General features: G+C 73.1%; 16 protein-coding genes. 4 read left to right on the top strand and 12 right to left on the bottom strand.

What is annotated here, in order from left to right:
• Positions 1-19: 19 nt before the first annotated feature.
• From Q0795_RS13470 to pcrA, 4 genes are all read right to left on the bottom strand, one after another.
• Positions 20-1,321 (bottom strand): DUF6350 family protein, encoded by a 1,302-nt coding sequence (locus Q0795_RS13470; protein ID WP_298890436.1) that lies wholly within the window; start codon positions 1,319-1,321, stop codon positions 20-22.
• Between the two features lie 90 nt (positions 1,322-1,411).
• Positions 1,412-2,302, bottom strand: coding sequence for a succinate--CoA ligase subunit alpha (sucD, locus tag Q0795_RS13465; protein WP_298890435.1), 891 nt, complete (start codon positions 2,300-2,302; stop codon positions 1,412-1,414).
• Positions 2,303-2,342: 40 nt separating this feature from the next.
• Complete coding sequence (sucC, locus tag Q0795_RS13460; RefSeq protein WP_298890433.1) at positions 2,343-3,524, bottom strand: ADP-forming succinate--CoA ligase subunit beta; 1,182 nt, start codon at positions 3,522-3,524, stop codon at positions 2,343-2,345.
• Between the two features lie 120 nt (positions 3,525-3,644).
• Positions 3,645-6,191 (bottom strand): DNA helicase PcrA, encoded by a 2,547-nt coding sequence (gene pcrA / locus Q0795_RS13455; RefSeq protein WP_298890431.1) that lies wholly within the window; start codon positions 6,189-6,191, stop codon positions 3,645-3,647.
• Positions 6,192-6,291: 100 nt separating this feature from the next.
• Here pcrA and Q0795_RS13450 point away from each other — a divergent pair, with 100 nt between their 5' ends.
• The 3 genes from Q0795_RS13450 to Q0795_RS13440 are packed head-to-tail and all read left to right on the top strand — an operon-like array spanning position 6,292 to position 8,254.
• Positions 6,292-6,696 carry a hypothetical protein gene (locus Q0795_RS13450; protein ID WP_298890429.1) on the top strand — a complete coding sequence of 135 codons (405 nt, stop codon included), beginning with the start codon at positions 6,292-6,294 and terminating at the stop codon, positions 6,694-6,696.
• Positions 6,693-7,172 (top strand): hypothetical protein, encoded by a 480-nt coding sequence (locus Q0795_RS13445; protein ID WP_298890427.1) that lies wholly within the window; start codon positions 6,693-6,695, stop codon positions 7,170-7,172. Before Q0795_RS13450 ends, Q0795_RS13445 begins: the two co-directional genes overlap by 4 nt.
• The gene (locus Q0795_RS13440) at positions 7,169-8,254 is read left to right on the top strand and encodes a lysylphosphatidylglycerol synthase transmembrane domain-containing protein (RefSeq protein WP_298890425.1); all 1,086 of its coding nucleotides are present in this window, start codon (positions 7,169-7,171) and stop codon (positions 8,252-8,254) included. The genes Q0795_RS13445 and Q0795_RS13440 overlap by 4 nt, the downstream gene beginning before the upstream one ends.
• On the opposite strand, the gene Q0795_RS13435 is transcribed toward Q0795_RS13440, so the two are convergent.
• Genes Q0795_RS13435 through guaB form a run of 8 tightly spaced genes read right to left on the bottom strand, consistent with a single transcriptional unit; the run spans position 8,227 to position 17,217 of the window.
• Complete coding sequence (locus Q0795_RS13435; RefSeq protein WP_298890423.1) at positions 8,227-9,018, bottom strand: cobalamin biosynthesis protein CobB; 792 nt, start codon at positions 9,016-9,018, stop codon at positions 8,227-8,229. The genes Q0795_RS13440 and Q0795_RS13435 overlap by 28 nt on opposite strands.
• On the bottom strand, positions 9,015-10,328 hold the full coding sequence (locus Q0795_RS13430) for a Mur ligase family protein (RefSeq protein WP_298890421.1): 1,314 nt from the start codon (positions 10,326-10,328) through the stop codon (positions 9,015-9,017). Before Q0795_RS13430 ends, Q0795_RS13435 begins: the two co-directional genes overlap by 4 nt.
• A complete protein-coding gene (guaA, locus tag Q0795_RS13425) occupies positions 10,325-11,938 on the bottom strand; it encodes a glutamine-hydrolyzing GMP synthase (protein ID WP_298890419.1) in 1,614 nt (537 codons plus the stop codon). Before guaA ends, Q0795_RS13430 begins: the two co-directional genes overlap by 4 nt.
• The gene (locus Q0795_RS13420; RefSeq protein ID WP_298890417.1) at positions 11,935-12,279 is read right to left on the bottom strand and encodes a DUF3817 domain-containing protein; all 345 of its coding nucleotides are present in this window, start codon (positions 12,277-12,279) and stop codon (positions 11,935-11,937) included. Before Q0795_RS13420 ends, guaA begins: the two co-directional genes overlap by 4 nt.
• Positions 12,276-13,070, bottom strand: a complete 795-nt coding sequence (locus Q0795_RS13415) for an SURF1 family protein (RefSeq protein WP_298890415.1) — start codon at positions 13,068-13,070, stop codon at positions 12,276-12,278. The genes Q0795_RS13420 and Q0795_RS13415 overlap by 4 nt, the downstream gene beginning before the upstream one ends.
• A 29-nt stretch (positions 13,071-13,099) precedes the next feature.
• Positions 13,100-14,533, bottom strand: a complete 1,434-nt coding sequence (locus Q0795_RS13410; protein WP_298890412.1) for a YncE family protein — start codon at positions 14,531-14,533, stop codon at positions 13,100-13,102.
• Complete coding sequence (locus Q0795_RS13405) at positions 14,520-15,644, bottom strand: GuaB3 family IMP dehydrogenase-related protein (protein ID WP_298890410.1); 1,125 nt, start codon at positions 15,642-15,644, stop codon at positions 14,520-14,522. The genes Q0795_RS13410 and Q0795_RS13405 overlap by 14 nt, the downstream gene beginning before the upstream one ends.
• A gap of 58 nt (positions 15,645-15,702) precedes the next feature.
• Positions 15,703-17,217, bottom strand: a complete 1,515-nt coding sequence (gene guaB / locus Q0795_RS13400) for an IMP dehydrogenase (RefSeq protein ID WP_298890408.1) — start codon at positions 17,215-17,217, stop codon at positions 15,703-15,705.
• Between the two features lie 184 nt (positions 17,218-17,401).
• On the opposite strand from guaB, the gene Q0795_RS13395 reads away from it, so the two are divergent.
• Complete coding sequence (locus Q0795_RS13395; RefSeq protein WP_298890406.1) at positions 17,402-17,701, top strand: WhiB family transcriptional regulator; 300 nt, start codon at positions 17,402-17,404, stop codon at positions 17,699-17,701.
• The last annotated feature ends 5 nt before the right edge of the window (positions 17,702-17,706 follow it).

Genomic DNA, 17,706 nt, shown 5'->3' with positions numbered 1-17,706 from the left:
CACCGGTGACCGGCCGGGCTCACCGGCGGCTCCGCAGCCGGCGCCGGCTCAGGTGCAGCGCGGTGACGACCACCAGACCGCCCGTCGCCAGCTCGAGCAGCAGCATCCCGGACACCCGCCACGGCTCGACGCCGACCGTCCCCAGCAGACCCGGCGTGAGCCCACCTGTCGCCAGCCAGGACAGCACCAGGACGACACCCGCGACGGCCACGCAGGAGGCCAGCATGATCTGCGCCTTCGTCCACCAGGAGGCCAACCGGGAGGCCGAGCCGACGGCGCGGTAGCCGATCCAGCCCCCGGCGACCAGGGGGACCAGCGCCAGGGCCCACATCCCGGGCGGCATGGCCCCCGGCTCGGGCAGCGCGCCCAGCACCGGCAGCATGGGCAGGTCGCCCGCGGTGGTGTCGGTCCACCCCACGTGGACGGTGCCGACGGTGACCCCCGATCCGGTCATCCAGGCCAGTGCCCAGACCATGAGGTTGGGCAGCGCCAGGAGTTGGCCGACCGTGAGCAGCGACGTGCCGACCAGTCCGGCGTCCAACGAGCCGTAGAGGGTGACGATCCGCTCGCCGCGCAGCACCAGCAGCCCCAGCACGAGGAGCAGCGCGACGGTGACCAGCCCGACCAGGACCTCGGCGACCGGCGGGAGGGCGCGGCGCACCAGGACCGGCGTGCGCGCCTCGAGGAAGGCCAGCCCGGCCCCGACGGTGGGGTGCTCCTCCCGGCGGTGCTCGCCCAGCCACACCAGCCCGAGAGCCACCAGCGGCACGAGCACGGCGCCCGGGACGAGCGTGAGCAGCCGCACCGGCGCGAGCCCGAAGCTCGCGGTGTGGGCGACGAGCAGGCCGGTGAGGAGGTAGCCGACGACGAAGGCCGTGCCGTCGGAGCCGCCGAGCGCGCTCCACGCCGTCCGCCAGCCACCGATCCGCGGGACCCGCGCGGTGAGGTGGTGCCGGCTCAGGACGACCTGGCGTGCGGCATACCAGCAGAGCCCGAGGAAGAGCAGCGTGAGCAGCAGCGGCGCCAGGACCACCTCGGCCGCGGGGGTGCTGATGCTCGCGCGGTGCGCGAGCGCCCAGACGTCGACCCCCACCCCGACCGTCTGCCAGAACGTCGCCGTGCTGCGCTCCTCGACGACCCAGGCCAGCACGGTGGGCAGGACCACGACGAGCAGCCCCACGAGCACGCAGACGACCCCGGCCGTCGCGGCGCCGAGCAGCTCACCGAGCCGTCGGACGGTCAGGACGGGCCCCCGCCCGGGCACACCCTCGTGCGCCGCCTCCGGGGACCTTCTGCCGCTCGTCCGCTCCACCACAGTCATCCCCACCATGGTCGGGGACGGCAGGCAGCGGCGTGCGGAGGCGCGCCGGTCCGACGCGGGCAGTCCGGTCGGACCGGCGCTCGCCCGGGCTCAGCCCAGGCCCGCGACGATCTCCCGCATGAGCTCGGCGGTCTCGGACGGGGTCTTGCCGACCTTGACCCCGGCGGCCTCCAAGGCCTCCTTCTTGGCCGCGGCCGTGCCGGAGGACCCGCTGACGATGGCACCGGCGTGGCCCATGGTCTTGCCCTCCGGCGCGGTGAACCCGGCGACGTAGCCGACGACCGGCTTGGTGACGTGCTCCTTGATGTAGTCGGCGGCCCGCTCCTCGGCGTCTCCCCCGATCTCCCCGATCATGACGATCGCGTCGGTGTCCGGGTCGTCCTGGAAGGCCTGCAGGCAGTCGATGTGCGTGGTGCCGATGATGGGGTCGCCACCGATGCCGACGGCCGTGGAGAAACCGATCTCGCGCAGCTCGTACATCATCTGGTAGGTCAGGGTGCCCGACTTGGACACCAGGCCGATCCGGCCGGGGCCGGTGATGTCGGCCGGGATGATGCCGGCGTTGGACTGCTCAGGGCTGATGAGCCCGGGGCAGTTGGGGCCGATGATGCGGGTGGTGCCCTTGGCCTGCGCGTAGGCGAAGAACTCGGCCGTGTCCTGGACCGGTACGCCCTCGGTGATGACGACGGCCAGCGGCATGCCCGCGTCCACCGCCTCGACGACCGCGGCCTTGGTGAAGGCGGGCGGCACGAAGAGGACGGACACGTCCGCGCCGGTGGCCTCCATCGCCTCGGCGACGGAGCCGAAGACCGGCACCTGCACGCCGTCCTCGAAGTCGACGGTCTGCCCGGCCTTGCGCGGGTTGACGCCGCCGACGACCTGGGTGCCCGAGCGCAGCATGCGCTGCGTGTGCTTCATGCCCTCCGAGCCGGTCATGCCCTGGACGATGACGCTGGAGTCGTGGGTGAGGAAGATCGCCATGGTGGTCTCTAGATTCCTTCGGTATGTCGTGTCGTCAGGGTCAGTTCGCGGCCAGCTCGGCGGCCCGCCGGGCGGCGCCGTCCATGGTGTCCTCGATGGTCACCAGCGGGTGGTCGGCCCGGGCGAGGATGGCGCGCCCCTCCTCGACGTTGTTGCCGTCGAGCCGGACCACGAGCGGCTTGGTGGCCTCGTCCCCGAGGATCTCCAGCGCCGAGACGATGCCGGTGGCGACCGCGTCGCAGGCGGTGATGCCGCCGAAGACGTTGACGAAGACGGACCGCACCTGGTCGTCGCCCAGGATGACGTCCAGCCCGTTCGACATGACCTCGGCCGAGGCGCCGCCCCCGATGTCCAGGAAGTTGGCCGGCTTGGCGCGGCCGGCGGTGTGCTCCTCGCCGGCGTAGGCGACCACGTCGAGCGTGGACATGACCAGGCCCGCGCCGTTGCCGATGATGCCGACGTTGCCGTCCAGCTTGACGTAGTTGAGGCCCATCTCCTTGGCCTTGGCCTCCAGCGGGTCGGCGGCCGCCGTGTCCGCGAGCGCGGCGTGGTCCTCGTGCCGGAAGTCGGCGTTGTCGTCCAGGGTGACCTTGCCGTCGAGGGCCAGCACCTGGCCGTCCTCGGTCTTCACCATCGGGTTGACCTCGACCAGCGTGGCGTCCTCGCCCTGGTAGACGTCCCAGAGGCGGACCAGGGCGGGGGCGATGGCGTCCACGTCGGCGGTGTCGAAGCCGGCCTCCTCGAGGATGTGACGAGCCGTGGCGTCGTCGATGCCGGTCCGGGCGTCGACGGCCACCCGGGCCAGGGCCTCGGGCCGCTCCTCGGCGAGGGTCTCGATGTCGACCCCGCCCTCCTTGCTGCACATCGCGAGCAGGGAACGGTTGGTGCGGTCCAGGAGGAGGGAGAAGTAGTACTCCTCGGCGATCCTGGCCCCCTGGGCGATCATCACGGCACCGACGGTGTGGCCCTTGATGTCCATGCCGAGGATCTGCTCGGCGGCCTCCACGGCCTCCTGCGGGCTTCGGGCGAGCTTGACTCCACCGGCCTTGCCCCGCCCCCCGACCTTGACCTGGGCCTTGACGACCACGACCCCGCCGCTGTCGGCGCCGACGCGCTCGGCCGCCGGACCGGCGTCGGCCGCGTCGGTGACCACCTCGGCGGCGAGCACGGGCACCCCGTGCTTCTCGAAGAGGTCACGTGCCTGGTACTCGAACAGATCCACAGTTGCGGTTCCCGTCTGTCGATGAGGGCCGGAGGAGCTCCGGCCTGCCGGTGGTCACCGCACGACCGCACGCAAGGGGCACCGTCGGCGGCACTGCGAGGCAGACTATCGCAGGCCGTCTCAGAGCTTGACCAGCGGAGCCACCCGCACCAGCAGCCGCTTGAGTCCGGCCTCGCCGAAGTCCACGTGCGCCATCGCGTGCTTGCCGGTCCCCTCCACGAGCACCACCGTGCCCATGCCGAAGCTGTCGTGGCTCACCTTGTCGCCGGCGGCCAGGCCGGCCAGCTCGGTCTCCTGCTCCGGGGTGCGGTCGCGCCTCGGCACGCTGCCGCGCGGGTCGAGCCGGACCGCCGCCGGACGTCCGCCGGTCGGCCCTCCGCGGCCCCCGGCATACCCACCGGACCAGCTCAGGCCTATCCCCTCGGCGGCCGACCGACGACCGCCCATGCTCATCCGGTCGGCGTCGGTGCGCTCCCAGGTGACGAGGTCGTCGGGGATCTCGTCGAGGAAGCGGGAGGCGGGGAACCACTGCGGCGCGCCGAAGGCCGCCCGGCTGCCGGCCCGGGACAGGTGCAGCTGCTCTCGCGCCCGGGTGATCCCGACGTAGGCCAGCCGTCGCTCCTCCTCGAGCTCGTCCGGGTCGTCGAGGCTGCGCTGGTGGGGGAACGTGCCGTCCTCGAGGCCGGTGAGGAAGACCACCGGGAACTCCAGGCCCTTGGCGGTGTGCAGCGTCATCAGCGTGACGACGCCCTGGTCCTGCGCCCGGCCCGCCTCGCCCTCGGCCGAGCCCTCGGGGATCTCGTCGGCGTCGGCGACCAGCGAGACCTGCTCGAGGAAGTCGACCAGCCCCCCTTCCGGGTAGTTGTCGTCGAACTCGCGGGCGACGGTGACGAGCTCGGTGAGGTTCTCCACCCGCGTCTCGTCCTGGGGGTCGTGGCTCGCGCGGAGCTCGGCGAGGTACCCGGTGCGGTCCAGGATCGCCTCGAGCAGCGCACCGATCCCCGACCCCTCCTCGGCGGCGAGGTCGCCGAGCTCCTCGAGCAGCGCCGTGAACCCGGAGATCGCGACGACCGAGCGCGAGGCGATGCCCGGCGCGTCACCCGCCCGGCCCAGGGCGGCGACGAACGGTATGCGCTCGCGCTCGGCCAGCGCGGTGACGGCGGCCACCGCGCGGTCGCCGATGCCCCGCTTGGGGGTGTTGAGGATGCGCCTGAGGTTGACGTCGTCGGCGGGGTTGGCGAGGACCCGCAGGTAGGCCAGGGCGTCCTTGACCTCCCGGCGCTCGTAGAAGCGGGTGCCCCCGACGACCTTGTAGGGCAGCCCGGTGCGGACCAGCACCTCCTCCAGCGCGCGGGACTGGGCGTTGGTGCGGTAGAACACCGCGACGTCACCGGGTCGGACGCCCCGCTCGTCGGCGAGCTCGTCGATGCGGCGGGCCACGAAGGAGGCCTCGTCGTGCTCGCTGTCGGCGACGTAGCCGACGATCCGGTGGCCCTCCCCCTGGTCGGTCCACAGGCGCTTGTCGCGGCGCCGCGGGTTGCGGGCGATGACGGCGTTGGCCGCGGTGAGGATGGTGCTGGTGGAGCGGTAGTTCTGCTCGAGCAGGATGGTGCGGGCCTGCGGGTAGTCCTGCTCGAACTCGACGATGTTGCGGATGGTCGCGCCCCGGAAGGCGTAGATCGACTGGTCGGCGTCGCCGACGACGCACAGCTCGGCCGGCGGCAGCTCGCGGCTGCCCCCGTCGACGATGTCCCCGGCGAACCCGACGAGCTCGCGGACCAGGGCGTACTGGGCGTGGTTGGTGTCCTGGTACTCGTCGACCATGACGTGCCGGAACCGCCGCCGGTAGTGCTCGCGCACGGCCGGGAAGGCGCGCAGCAGGTGGACCGTGGTGGAGATGATGTCGTCGAAGTCCAGGGCGTTGGCCGCACGGAGCCGCCGCTGGTACATCGCGTAGGCCTCGGCCACCTTGGCCTCGTAGCTGTTGGCGCCGACGGTGGCGGCGAAGGCCTCCTCGTCGATGAGCTCGTTCTTGGCGTTCGAGACCTTGGCCAGGAAGGCCCGGGCCGGGTAGCGCTTCGGATCCAGGTCGAGGTCACGGATGACCATCCCCATCAGGCGCTGGCTGTCGGCCGCGTCGTAGATGGAGAACGAGCTGCGCAGCCCGGCGGTCTGGGCCTCCCGGCGCAGGATGCGTACGCACGCGGAGTGGAAGGTCGAGACCCACATCGCCTTGGCCCGGGGGCCGACGAGCGCCTCGACGCGCTCGCGCATCTCGGCCGCCGCCTTGTTGGTGAAGGTGATCGCGAGGATCTGCCCGGGGTGGACGTGCCGCTCGCCCAGCAGGTAGGCGATGCGGTGGGTGAGCACCCGGGTCTTGCCCGAGCCCGCGCCGGCCACGATGAGCAGCGGGCTCCCCTCGTGGCGCACCGCCTCCGCCTGGGGCTCGTTGAGCCCGGCGAGCAGCTCCTCGACGGTGGGCCCGGAGGGGCCGCGGCCCGGTCCCGGCCCGGCGGGCGGCGCGTCGCCGGACACCGCCCAGGCGGGCACACCGCGGTCGTCGACGGACCCGTCGCCCCGGTGCGTGTCCGCGTGCCCGCTGGCCGCGGCCGCGCTCATCGAGGGGACCGGGTCGTCGAAGGGGAGGTGGTCGAAGAGGCCGCTCATCGCCGCCCATCCTAGGCAGCCGCACCGACGTCCCCACCCAGGTCGTCCACAACCCTGAGCCCTACCCTGGTGGCGTGACCTCCCGTCGACCGTGCTGCCGGTGCCTGTCGTGACGACCGGCTCCTCGGCCTACCTCGACCCCCCGACCCTCGCCGTGCTGGTGGGAGGCCTGGTCATCGCCGTCGTCTGCCTCCTCGCCGGGCTGAACGGCAGGTCCCCCGGACGGGTGACCGTCGGGCTCACCCTGCTGCTCCAGGCCGGGGTGGTCGCCTACTGCGCGAGCTACCTCGGTCGCCAGCTGGGCGGGGCGGACCCGGTCGGGCCCGGCTGGGAGCTCTGGGCCTACCTGGTGACCATCCTCATGCTGCCCGCCCTCGCGCTGGTGTGGGCCCAGCAGGAGCCCACCCGGTGGAGCACCTTCGTGCTCGCGGTCGCCGCCTTCACCGTCGCCGTGATGGCCGCGCGCAGCGCGCAGATCTGGTATGGCGTGGGGATGGCCGCATGAGCCGCGTCACGGCCGACGCGGGAGACCGCCGTCACGGCCCGGGCCGCGTCATCCTCGCGCTCTACCTCGTCTTCGTCATCGGGACGGTCTCCCGCTCGGCGGCCCAGATCTCCACCCGGTTCGAGCAGGCCCCCCTCGCCTACTCGCTGTCCGCGGTCGCCGCGGCCGTCTACGTCGTGGCGCTGGTCTCCCTCTCCCTGCGCGGACGCGCCGCGTGGTGGGTGAGCCTGGTGGCGCTGAGCGTGGAGCTGGCCGGGGTCCTCGCGGTCGGGACCTGGAGCTATCTCGCCCCCTCGATGTTCCCGGACCAGACGGTGTGGAGCCACTACGGGCAGGGCTACCTCTTCATCCCGCTCGTGCTGCCGGCGGCCGGCCTGTGGTGGCTGCTGTCGGCACGGGGGGCCCGTGCCGTGTCGCACCCGGCGCCGGACGGGGAGTCTGCCAGCATGGAGGGCATGACCCGGGGACAGTCGTGAGCGCGCAGGAAGGCGAACCCGCGCTGCGGCGACTGACCTGGAAGGACGCGGCTGCCTCGGTGCTCGGCACCACGGTGGCCGTGCTGCTCATCGCCGTCGGGCTGCCCTCCTTCCTCGACACCTCGTGGGCGCAGATCGGCGCCCAGCTCGGGCGCATCTGCCCGGGCACCGCGGTCGTCATGGCCGGGCTGCTCCTGGCTGGCCTGTTCAGCTACACCTGGGTGCTCATGGGGTCGTTGCCCGGCCTGGGCCACCTGCAGGCGCTCAAGGTCAACGCCGTGTCCGCCACCGCCGCCAACCTGCTGCCCCTCGGCGGCGCGCTCGGGGTGGGGCTCATGGTCCTCATGCTCCGCTCCTGGGGCTTCGCCCGGCGGGCCCTCTCCTCCAGCGTCGCCGTCGTGAGCCTCTGGAACATCCTCGCGCGGGTCGCGCTCCCGGTCATCGGGTGCCTGGTCCTCGTCGCCGGCCCCATCGACGCCCCGGACGTCGTCGTCCGCGGTGGCTGGGTGGCGGTCGCCGTGGGCACCGCCCTGGTCCTGCTCTCGAGCCTGGTCGTCCTCTCCGACCGGGTGGCGGACGCCCTGGCCGCCCTCGGCCGCCCCCTGCTGGCCAGGGTCCTGCCTGCGCGCCCGGGCCGCCCGCCGCTGGACCTGCTGCTGACCGACCAGCGCCGGCGGGTCGCCGGCGTGGTGCGCACCAGCGGCGTGACCATGACCCTGGGGATGGCCGGCCAGTTCGTGCTCCTCTTCGGGCTCTACTGGTATGCCGCCCGCGTGGTCGGTCTGGACCTCCCGCTGGCCGAGCTGGTCTGCGCCTACACCTTCCGCCAGTTCCTCACCGTGGTGGCCGTCACGCCGGGAGGCCTCGGGGTCACCGAGGTCGGGACGGCGGGGCTGCTCGTGCTGCTCGGGGGTGACCCCGGCGCCGCCTCCGCGACCGCCCTGCTCTACGCGATCTACGCGCACGTGGTCATCGTGCCCTTCGGCCTGGCCGCGGTGGCCGCGTGGTGGCTCTCCCCCGCCCGCACCGGCCGTCGAGGCGGCGGACTCCCCGCTCAGGAGCCGAGCAGCCTGCGCACCTGAGCCCGGTGGGCACGGTCGGCCACGGTGTCGTCGACCTCCGCCGGGAACCACCCGCCGGTGGCCCGTCGGGCGGCGACCTCCAGCAGCCCGTCCGCCAGGGCCGGGTTGGCCGGCAGGACCGGGCCGTGCAGGTAGGACCCGACGACGTTGCCGGTCCGGGCTCCCTCGTGACCGTCGGAGCCGTTGTTGCCGCGGCCGTGGCGGACCCTCCCGAACGGCTGCTGCCCCTCCCCCAGCACCGTGGACCCGGAATGGTTCTCGTAGCCCACGACCGAGCCGAAGTCGGTGTCGAGCACCACCGGACCGATCATCCGGGTGGCGTTGCCGCGGGTGGTGACGTCCAGGATGCCCAGTCCCGGCAGCCGCTGCCCCTCCACGGTGATGAAGGCCTCGCCGAAGAGCTGGTACATCCCGCAGATCATGAGCATGGGCAGGCCGTCGAGGGCGAGCTCGCGCAGCCGGTCCGCGTGGCGCGCCAGGTCCTCGGTCACCCGGACCTGTCCGCTGTCCTGTCCGCCGCCGCCGAGGATGATGTCGGCGCGCTCGGGCCACGGCGCCCCGGGGTGGTGGTCGTGCACCACCGGGCGGTAGCCGTGCCAGCGCAGGCGGGCGGCCAGACACCGGGTGTTGCCGAGGTCGCCGTAGATGCTCATCTCGCGCGGGTAGAGGTGGACGACGTGCACCTCGCCCTTGTCAGCCGGCACGTCGGCCAGCGCGGCGACGTCGTCCGGCAGGGCCTGCGCCACTCCCCGGTCCTCGCTCATGCGTCGGGGTCCTCTCCGAAGCGCGCCAGCGCGAACCGGTCGGCCAGCCGGCGCCGCAGGTGCATCATGGCGGTGTAGGTGCAGAAGATGCGCATCGGCCGGCCCCGGTGGTCCCCGAGGAACCGGTCCAGGGCCACGTCGAGGTCCTGCTCGACGTGGTCCACCTCGACCCCGTCGTAGCGCAGCCGCAGGGCCATGTCCCACGCGCGCACCCCGGAGGTGAGCGCCACCCCCCGCTCGCGCAGGGAGTCGAAGGACACGTCGTACAGCCAGGACACGTCGCGCCCGTCGGCGTAGTTGTCGTTGATGGCGACCATCGTCGCGACCGGCTCGGTGCCGTAGGTGCCGAGCGCCACGGTGAACCCGGCCGGGTTCTTCACCAGGACCAGCTCCAGGGGTGCGCCGTCGACGTCGATCACCTCGCCCCGGCCGAACGGCGGGGCGACGGCTTCCAGGGCGCGGGCGGCGGTCGGTGCGGAGAAGGACGGACCGAGCAGGTGGCGGGCGGTGGCCGTGGCGGCGGTGGCGTTGATCATCGCGGCCAGCCCCCGCTGGCGCAGCGTCAGCGGACCGACGTCCGCATCCGGGTCGCCCACGAACCGGACGGTGAAGGCCCGACCGTCCTCCTCGGGCAGCAGCAGCCCGTCGCCGGGACCCGGCTCCCGGGCCTGCTCGGCGTCCTCGTAGCGGACGTCGGCCTCCTGCAGCTCGGGCAGCCGCTCCGCGATGCTGGGGTCGACCCCGAACCACCGCACCTGCACCCCGTCGCCGACGTGCCCGCGGATCCTGGAGACGAAGGAGTCGTCGGCGTTGAGGACGACCCCGCCGGTCGTCTGCTCCGCCAGCGTGGTGAGCAGCCGCGCGGTGTGGTCGATCTCGGCGAACCGGTCGAGCTGGTCCCGGGCGACGTTGAGCAGCAGCGAGTGGGCCGGCGGCACCTGGGCGCTGAAGTGCAGGGCGTGCGCCTCGTCCAGCTCCACCACCGCCACGTCGGCGTCCAGACGGCCGGAGAGCCCCACCTCGCCCAGGAGGGAGGAGATGACCCCGCGGGTGAAGTTGGAGCCGGTGGGGTTGGTGAAGACCCGCAGGCCGTGCGCCCGGAGCAGGGCCACGAGCATCTTGGTGGTCGTCGTCTTGCCGTTGGTGCCGCTCACCACGACCACGCCCCGCGGCAGCGCCCCGAGGGTATGCCGCAGCACGGCCGGGTCGAGGCGCTCGGTCACGAGACCCGGCAGCGCCGACCCCCCGCCCCGCAGCCGGGAGAGGGCACGGGTCCCCTTGCCGGCCGCCAGGGCCAGGCTGGTCCTCACTCCCACTCGATCGTCCCGGGAGGCTTGCTCGTCACGTCCAGGGTGACCCGGTTGATCTCCTCCACCTCGTTGGTGATGCGTGAGGAGATGCGGGCGAGGACGTCGTAGGGCAGGCGGGTCCAGTCGGCCGTCATGGCGTCCTCGGAGGACACCGGGCGCAGCACCACCGGGTGTCCGTAGGTCCGCCCGTCACCCTGGACCCCCACCGACCTCACGTCGGCCAGCAGCACCACTGGGCACTGCCAGATGTCGCGGTCCAGCCCGGCGGCGCTGAGCTCCTCCCGGGCGATGGCGTCGGCACGACGCAGGATCGCGAGCCGGTCGGCGGTCACCTCGCCGATGATGCGGATCCCCAGGCCCGGCCCGGGGAAGGGCTGCCGCCAGACGATGCCCTCCGGCACCCCCAGCTCCAGGCCGACCTGACGCACCTCGTCTTTGAAGAGCGTGCGTAGCGGCTCCACGAGGGAGAACTGCAGGTCCTCCGGCAGGCCGCCGACGTTGTGGTGGCTCTTGATGTTGGCGGCGCCGGTGCCGCCGCCGGACTCGACGACATCGGGGTAGAGCGTGCCCTGCACGAGCCAGCGCACCGGGTGCTCACCCTCCGTGTCGTCGGCGTCGTCGCCGGCGCCGCTCTGGTGGGACCGGACCACGTCGCGGGCGGCCTGCTCGAACACCCGGATGAACTCCCGGCCGATGACCTTGCGCTTGGTCTCGGGGTCGGTCACCCCGGCCAGGGCGTCGAGGAAGCGCTGCCGGGCGTCGACGACGACGAGGTCCACGCCGGTCGCCGCCACGAAGTCGGTCTCGACCTGCTCTGCCTCTCCCTCGCGCAGCAGCCCGTGGTCCACGAAGACGCAGGTCAGCTGGTCGCCGACGGCCCGCTGGACGAGGGCGGCGGCGACCGAGGAGTCGACACCCCCGGAGAGCCCGCAGATGACGCGGTCGGGTCCGATCTGCTCCCGCACCTGCTCGACGAGCTGGTCGGCGACGTTCCCGCTGGTCCAGGAGGGCGTGATCCCCGCGCCCCGGGTGAGGAAGTTGCGCAGCACCTGCTGTCCGTAGGTGGAGTGCAGCACCTCGGGGTGCCACTGGACGCCGTAGAGCCGACGCTCGTCGTCCTCGAAGGCAGCCACCGGCGCGCCCGAGGTCCGGGCGGTGACCGCGCACCCCTGGGGGGCCGCCGTCACGGCGTCCCCGTGCGACATCCAGACGACCTGCTGGTCGGGCTGGTCGGCGAAGAGCGTGCTCGGGGGTCCGGCGACCGTCGCGTCGCTCTGGCCGTACTCGCGTCGCCCGGTGCGCTCCACCGTGCCGCCCAGGGCCTGGGCCATCGCCTGGAAGCCGTAGCAGATGCCCAGCACGGGCACCCCGGCCGTCACCACCGCGGTCTCCAGCGCGGGGGCGCCGTCGGCATACACCGACGCGGGTCCACCGGAGAGGATGATGGCCGCCGGGTCCCGGGCGAGCATCTGCTCGGCCGGCATGGTGTGCGGCACGATCTCGCTGTAGCAGTCGGCCTCGCGCACCCGTCGGGCGATGAGCTGGGCGTACTGCGCGCCGAAGTCGACGACGAGCACCGGGCGGGCGTCCAGGAGGGGGGCCGAGGTCACGCCGTCACCCTACCGGCGGCGGCCCCGGTGGCCTCGTCGCCCTCGATCTGCACCCGTGCCTGCCGGGCCACGCGGTGCTCCACCCAGAAGGACAGGAAGGGCACGCAGCCGGCGAGCATCACCCCCACCATCCTGCCCAGGCCCCAGCGCAGCTGGAACCCGAGCAGCGCCGTCGCCACGAGGTAGACCATGTAGACCCAGCCGTGCGGGGAGGGCCACCAGGCCAGCGCGTGGTTGCCGAAGCCGTAGCGGAGCACCATGTGCAGGACCAGCAGGAGCAGTCCCACGCCGACGACGAAGGCCATCACGCGGAAGAACAGCAGCTTGGCGCGAGGGGTCATGGACGGAGCTCCTTCACGGGCGGGGCGGGGGACGAGGGTGCGGGTGCGGGTGCGGGTGCGGCGTCCGGCGGGGCGGGCGGCCGCCGGGACGCGTCGAGCAGGAAGCGGAGGTACATGTAGACCGCGAAGCCGGCGAAGACGAACCACTGCAGGCCGTAGCCGACGTTGCGCCAGAGGACCCCGGACTCGCCGAAGGTCGGCGGGGGGACCGGCTCGACGGCCGCGCCGGTGAGGGCCGGCTGCTCCTGCACGAGGAACACGAAGGCGTCGTAGATCGGTGCGTCCCAGTCGTTGACGAGCTCGGCGGTGTCGATGGATCCGCGCTGGCCCTCGGGCAGTCCCCCCGGGCCCGGGGCCTCGCCGGGCGCCAGCGTGCCGGTGACCTCGACGGGGGTGCCCGCGGGCCGGTCCGCCTGCTGCGGGTCGGTGACGAAGCCGCGCACGACCGGCAGCAGCGCCCCGCTGTCCGCGACCTCCACCGGCGTGACCACCCAGTAGCCCTCCTCGCCCTCCAGCAGCCGCTGCGGGACGAGGAACTGCAGCTCCGGCAGGTAGCTGCCGGCCACCAGGACCGAGCGCCCGGCGCCGTCGTCGGGGAAGGTGGCCTGGGGACGGAGCGCCTCCGAGAGCGGCACCGTCGGCCGGGCCGCCTGCTCGGCCGCGAACTCCCGGGAGGCGGCGCTCGAGCTCACCCCGAGCTGCCACATACCGAGCTGGTAGAAGGTGACCACGACCACCACGAGCAGCGCGAGCAGCGCCAGCCAGGCTGGTCTGAGGGCGGTGCGGATCACCCCACCAGGGTAGGTGGTGCTCCTGGGTGTCAGAGCAGGCTGTCCTGGTCGTCGAAGACGTAGATCGACCCGCCGTAGCACGCCACCCAGACGGTGTGGGTGACCGGGTCGTAGTCGATGCCGATCGGGTTGGCGTCCACGCCGACGGTGTCGATGACCTCCATGTCCGAGGTCCGGACCTTGGACACGCTCGCCTCGTCGTAGTTGACGACGTAGAGCGCCTTCTCGTCCGGGCTCAGGACGACGCTGCGGGGCTCCGCCCCCGGCGCGGCCTCGTCGACGACCTCGTCGGTGGCGGTGTCGATCTTGAGGACGGCGTTGCCGCCGCTCGTCGTGAGGTAGAGGGTCCGCCCCTCGTCGGCGAGGTTGAGGTGCCGGGGCCGGGGCGGGGTCTGCATGACCACCTCCGCGGTGCCCTCGGCCAGGTCCACCTTGTAGAGCTCGTCGGCATACATCGCCACGGCGTAGACCGTGCGGTTGTCCGGCATGATCGCCAGTCCGCGCGGAGCGGCGGCCAGCTCGACGGTCCCGGTCTCCTCACCCTTCTCGGTGTCGACGACGCTGAGCGTGGCGTCGCACCAGTTGCTGACGAGCAGGGTCTGCTGGTCCGGGCTGAGCGCGAGGTACTTCGGGACCGCCCCCACCTGGAAGACCTGGTCCCACGCCATCTCCTCGGCGTCGAAGCGGTAGACGAAGGAGGCGCCGACGCCGCTGTCCCGGGTGCAGGCGTCGAAGCCCTCGACGCCGAAGTTCTGCCCGTACATCGTGTACTGGGAGACGTAGGCGTAGCGGCCGTCCTCGGTCCACACCGCCTCGACCGGGGAGCCCTGGGAGACGCCGGGGTGCCCCTCGATCCCGAAGGCCGCGAGCTCGACGCTGTCCTCCAGCACCTCGACCTGCTCCCGGGTCGTGCTGTCGAAGACGGTCGAGGTGTGCGAGTACATCATGTTGTTGGCGATCATCAGGCCGTGCCCGGACGCCATGACTGACTTGGGCGTGAGCCCACCGGTGAGGTAGTCGACCTGCTCCAGCGCCGTGGTGTCGCTCGGGTGCTCGGCCGGGGCGGGCTCGCGCTGCCACACCTGGTCGGCCTCGTCCCGCGCACCCGCCGGGTCGGTGGTGTCCTCACCGGACGTCTCCCCGGACGTCTCGCGGTCCGCGGCAGGCTCCTCCTGCGCCGCCCCCGCGGCGTCGGCGCCCGAGCCCTCCCCGTCCGCCGCGCCCTGCTGCGGCGCGGTGGCCTCCGTGGGCCCGGCCACGCTCTCGCCGTCACCGGCCGAGGAGCCGTTGCCGCCGAACACCTGGCCCATGCCCCAGCCGCCGAGGAGGACGGCTCCCAGCAGGGCGCCGGCGGCCAGCCGCCGGCGCCGCACGTGCACCGGGTCCCTGCTGACGCTCACCTCGGGCACCCCGGCCGGACGCGCGCGTCCGTCGGTCCCCTGCCGCGGGTCATCGCTCGCCATACGGCGCCACCACCACATCCACGCGCTGGAACTCCTTGAGCTCGGTATAACCGGTCGTCGCCATGGCGCGCCGCAGGGCGCCCATCATGTTGGTCGTGCCGTCCGCGGTCCGGGCCGGTCCCACGAGGATCTCCTCCAGGGTGCCGACCGTCCCGACGTGCACCTTCTCGCCCCGCGGCAGCTCCGGGTGGTGCGCCTCGCTGCCCCAGTGGTAACCCGCCCCGGGTGCCTCCTGCGCCCTCGCCAGCGCCGCCCCGAGCATGACGGCATCCGCACCGCAGGCCACCGCCTTGACGATCTCGCCGGACACGCTGGTCCCCCCGTCGGAGATGACGTGGACGTAGCGGCCGCCGGACTCGTCGAGGTAGTCGCGGCGGGCGGCCGCGACGTCGGCGATGGCCGTCGCCGAGGGCGCGTGGATGCCGAGGGCGGTGCGCGTCCGGTGGGTCGACCCGCCACCGAAGCCGACGAGCACGCCGGCCGCGCCGGTGCGCATCAGGTGCAGCGCCGCGGTGTAGGTGCCCGCCCCGCCGACGATGACCGGGACGTCGAGCTCGTAGATGAACCGCTTGAGGTTGAGCGGCTCGGCCTGGCTGGACACGTGCTCGGCCGACACGGTCGTGCCGCGGATGACGAAGAGGTCGACACCTGCGTCCACGACCGCCTTCCAGAACTGCTGCGTGCGCTGCGGCGACAGGGCACCGGCGACGGTGACCCCGGCCTCCCGGACCTCCCGCAGCCGGGCGGTGATGAGCTCGGGGCGGATCGGTGCGGCATACAGCTCGCGCATCCGGGCCGTCGCCGCCTCGCCGTCGAGCCCGGCGATCTCGGCCAGCCGTGCCGAGGGGTCGTCGTAGCGGGTCCAGAGCCCCTCCAGGTCGAGCACGCCCAGGCCGCCCAGGCGACCCAGCGCGATCGCGGTCTCCGGCGAGACGACCGAGTCCATGGGGGCCGCGAGGATCGGGAGGTCGAAGTGGTAGGCGTCGATCTGCCAGGTGATCGACACGTCCTCGGGGTCCCGGGTGCGGCGGGAGGGGACGACGGCGACGTCGTCGAAGGAGTAGGCGCGGCGGCCCCGTTTGCCTCGTCCGATCTCGATCTCGCTCACCACGTCAGGCTACCGTCCGGGGCGGGTGCTCCCGTCCCGCGCCACGCGCCCCGCGTGCTGCTCAGCCGTAGTTCGGTGCCTGCGCGGTCATCTCGATGTCGTGCGGGTGCGACTCCTGCAGGCTGGCCTGGGTGATCCGCACGAAGCGGCCTCGGGACCGCAGCTCGGGCACCGTGCGGGCGCCGACGTAGAACATCGCCTGGCGCAGCCCGCCGGCCATCTGGTGGACGACGGCGCTCGCTGCCCCGCGGTAGGCCACCTTGCCCTCGACGCCCTCGGGCACCAGCTGGTCGTCGCTGGCGACCTCGGCCTGGAAGTAGCGGTCCTTGGAGAAGGAGGTCTTGCCCCGCGAGCTCATCGCGGCCAGCGACCCCATCCCCCGGTAGCTCTTGAACTGCTTGCCGTTGACGAAGATCAGCTCTCCCGGGCTCTCCTCGCAGCCCGCGAGCATCGAGCCCATCATCACCGCCTCGGCGCCGGCCACCAGGGCCTTGGGGATGTCGCCGGAGTACTTCATGCCGCCGTCGGCGATGACGGGGACCCCGGCCGGCCCGCAGATCTGGGCCGCCTCGTGCACCGCGGAGAGCTGCGGCACCCCCACCCCGGTCACCACCCGGGTGGTGCAGATCGCCCCGGGGCCCACGCCCACCTTCACGGCGTCCGCCCCGGCGTCGACGAAGGCCTGGGCGCCGGCCCCGGTCGCGACGTTGCCGCCGACGACCTGGACGTGCCGGGTGGCCGGGTCCTGCTTCAGCCGGGCGACCATGTCCAGCAGCAGGCGCACGTGACCGTGCGCCGTGTCGGCGACGAGGACGTCGACCCCCGCCTCGACCAGGGTCGTGGCGCGCTCCCAGGAGTCCCCGAAGTAGCCGATGGCGGCTCCCACCAGCAACCGGCCGTCGCCGTCCTTGGAGGCGTGCGGGAACTGCTCGCTCTTGACGAAGTCCTTGACCGTGATGAGGCCCGACAGCCGACCCGTGTCGTCCACCAGCGGAAGTCGCTCGCGCTTGTGCGCGCGCAGGATCGCGGTGGCCTCCTCCCGCGACACGTCGGCCGGTGCGGTCACCAGCGGCATCGGGGTCATGACGTCGCTCACCAGGGTGCGGTCCCACTCGGCGACGGGCGTGAACCGGAGGTCCCGGTTGGTGCAGATGCCCATGAGGATGCCCCGCTCGTCGACGACCGGGAGCCCGGAGACGCGGTACTGCCCGCAGATCCGGTCCAGGTCCTCGAGCGTGGCCCCCGGGGCGATGGTGACCGGGTTGGTGATGCGCCCGGTCTGGGTGCGCTTGACCAGGTCGACCTGGAGGGCCTGGTCCTCGACCGACAGGTTGCGGTGCAGGATGCCGATCCCGCCCTGGCGCGCCATGGCGATCGCCATCCGCGCCTCGGTGACGGTGTCCATCGCCGCGGACACCAGGGGGAGGCGTAGCGAGATCTCCCTGGTCAGGCGGCTGCTCGTGTCGATCTGGTCCGGCGACATGTCGGTCTCGCCGGGTAGCAGCAGGACGTCGTCGTAGGTCAGCCCGAGCCGGGCGAACGGGTCGGCGGGGCCCTCGAGATCACCAGCGCTCATAGTGGCATTCTAGGCGGGCCCCCTGCGTGCCCCACCGCGCGGCACCCGCGGCTATGCCGCGCGCCGTGCACGACGTAGAGTGACGGGACGACGAGGTACTCGTCACGCCCGGACCCCTGGTGCTCTCGGCCCCTGACGGGGCGGGCTGGCGGGATCGGGCACCGCCCTCGAGAGGAGGAAACGCGTGGCCGAGGCCGCACATCAGCCCGGACCCGTGGCAGATCTGTGGGAGTGGCAGTTCGAGGGGGCCTGCCGCACCGCCAGTCCCGAGGTCTTCTTCCATCCCGAGGGGGAACGCGGCCCCGCTCGTCGCCGCCGCGACGAGCGCGCCAAGCAGGTCTGCGCGAGCTGTCCCGTCCTGGAGCAGTGCCGCGCCCACGCGCTCGCGGTGCGCGAGCCCTACGGCGTCTGGGGCGGCATGACCGAGGAGGAGCGGGCGGCCCACTACGAGCAGGTGGACGCCGCTCGCCCGCACCACCACTGAACCAC

It is taken from the genome of uncultured Serinicoccus sp., assembly GCF_947487915.1.
Lineage (GTDB): Bacteria > Actinomycetota > Actinomycetes > Actinomycetales > Dermatophilaceae > Ornithinicoccus.
This window is presented reverse-complemented; position numbering and strand designations above follow the sequence as displayed.

What these genes read in the sequence shown, in the direction of transcription:
- Q0795_RS13470 (WP_298890436.1), bottom strand. Translation starts at nt 1,321, where the DNA reads ATGACTGTGGTGGAGCGGACGAGCGGCAGAAGGTCCCCGGAGGCGGCG.
- sucD (WP_298890435.1), bottom strand. Translation starts at nt 2,302, where the DNA reads ATGGCGATCTTCCTCACCCACGACTCCAGCGTCATCGTCCAGGGCATG.
- pcrA (WP_298890431.1), bottom strand. Translation starts at nt 6,191, where the DNA reads ATGAGCGGCCTCTTCGACCACCTCCCCTTCGACGACCCGGTCCCCTCG.
- Q0795_RS13445 (WP_298890427.1), top strand. Translation starts at nt 6,693, where the DNA reads ATGAGCCGCGTCACGGCCGACGCGGGAGACCGCCGTCACGGCCCGGGC.
- Q0795_RS13435 (WP_298890423.1), bottom strand. Translation starts at nt 9,018, where the DNA reads ATGAGCGAGGACCGGGGAGTGGCGCAGGCCCTGCCGGACGACGTCGCC.
- Q0795_RS13420 (WP_298890417.1), bottom strand. Translation starts at nt 12,279, where the DNA reads ATGACCCCTCGCGCCAAGCTGCTGTTCTTCCGCGTGATGGCCTTCGTC.
- Q0795_RS13410 (WP_298890412.1), bottom strand. Translation starts at nt 14,533, where the DNA reads ATGGCGAGCGATGACCCGCGGCAGGGGACCGACGGACGCGCGCGTCCG.
- guaB (WP_298890408.1), bottom strand. Translation starts at nt 17,217, where the DNA reads ATGAGCGCTGGTGATCTCGAGGGCCCCGCCGACCCGTTCGCCCGGCTC.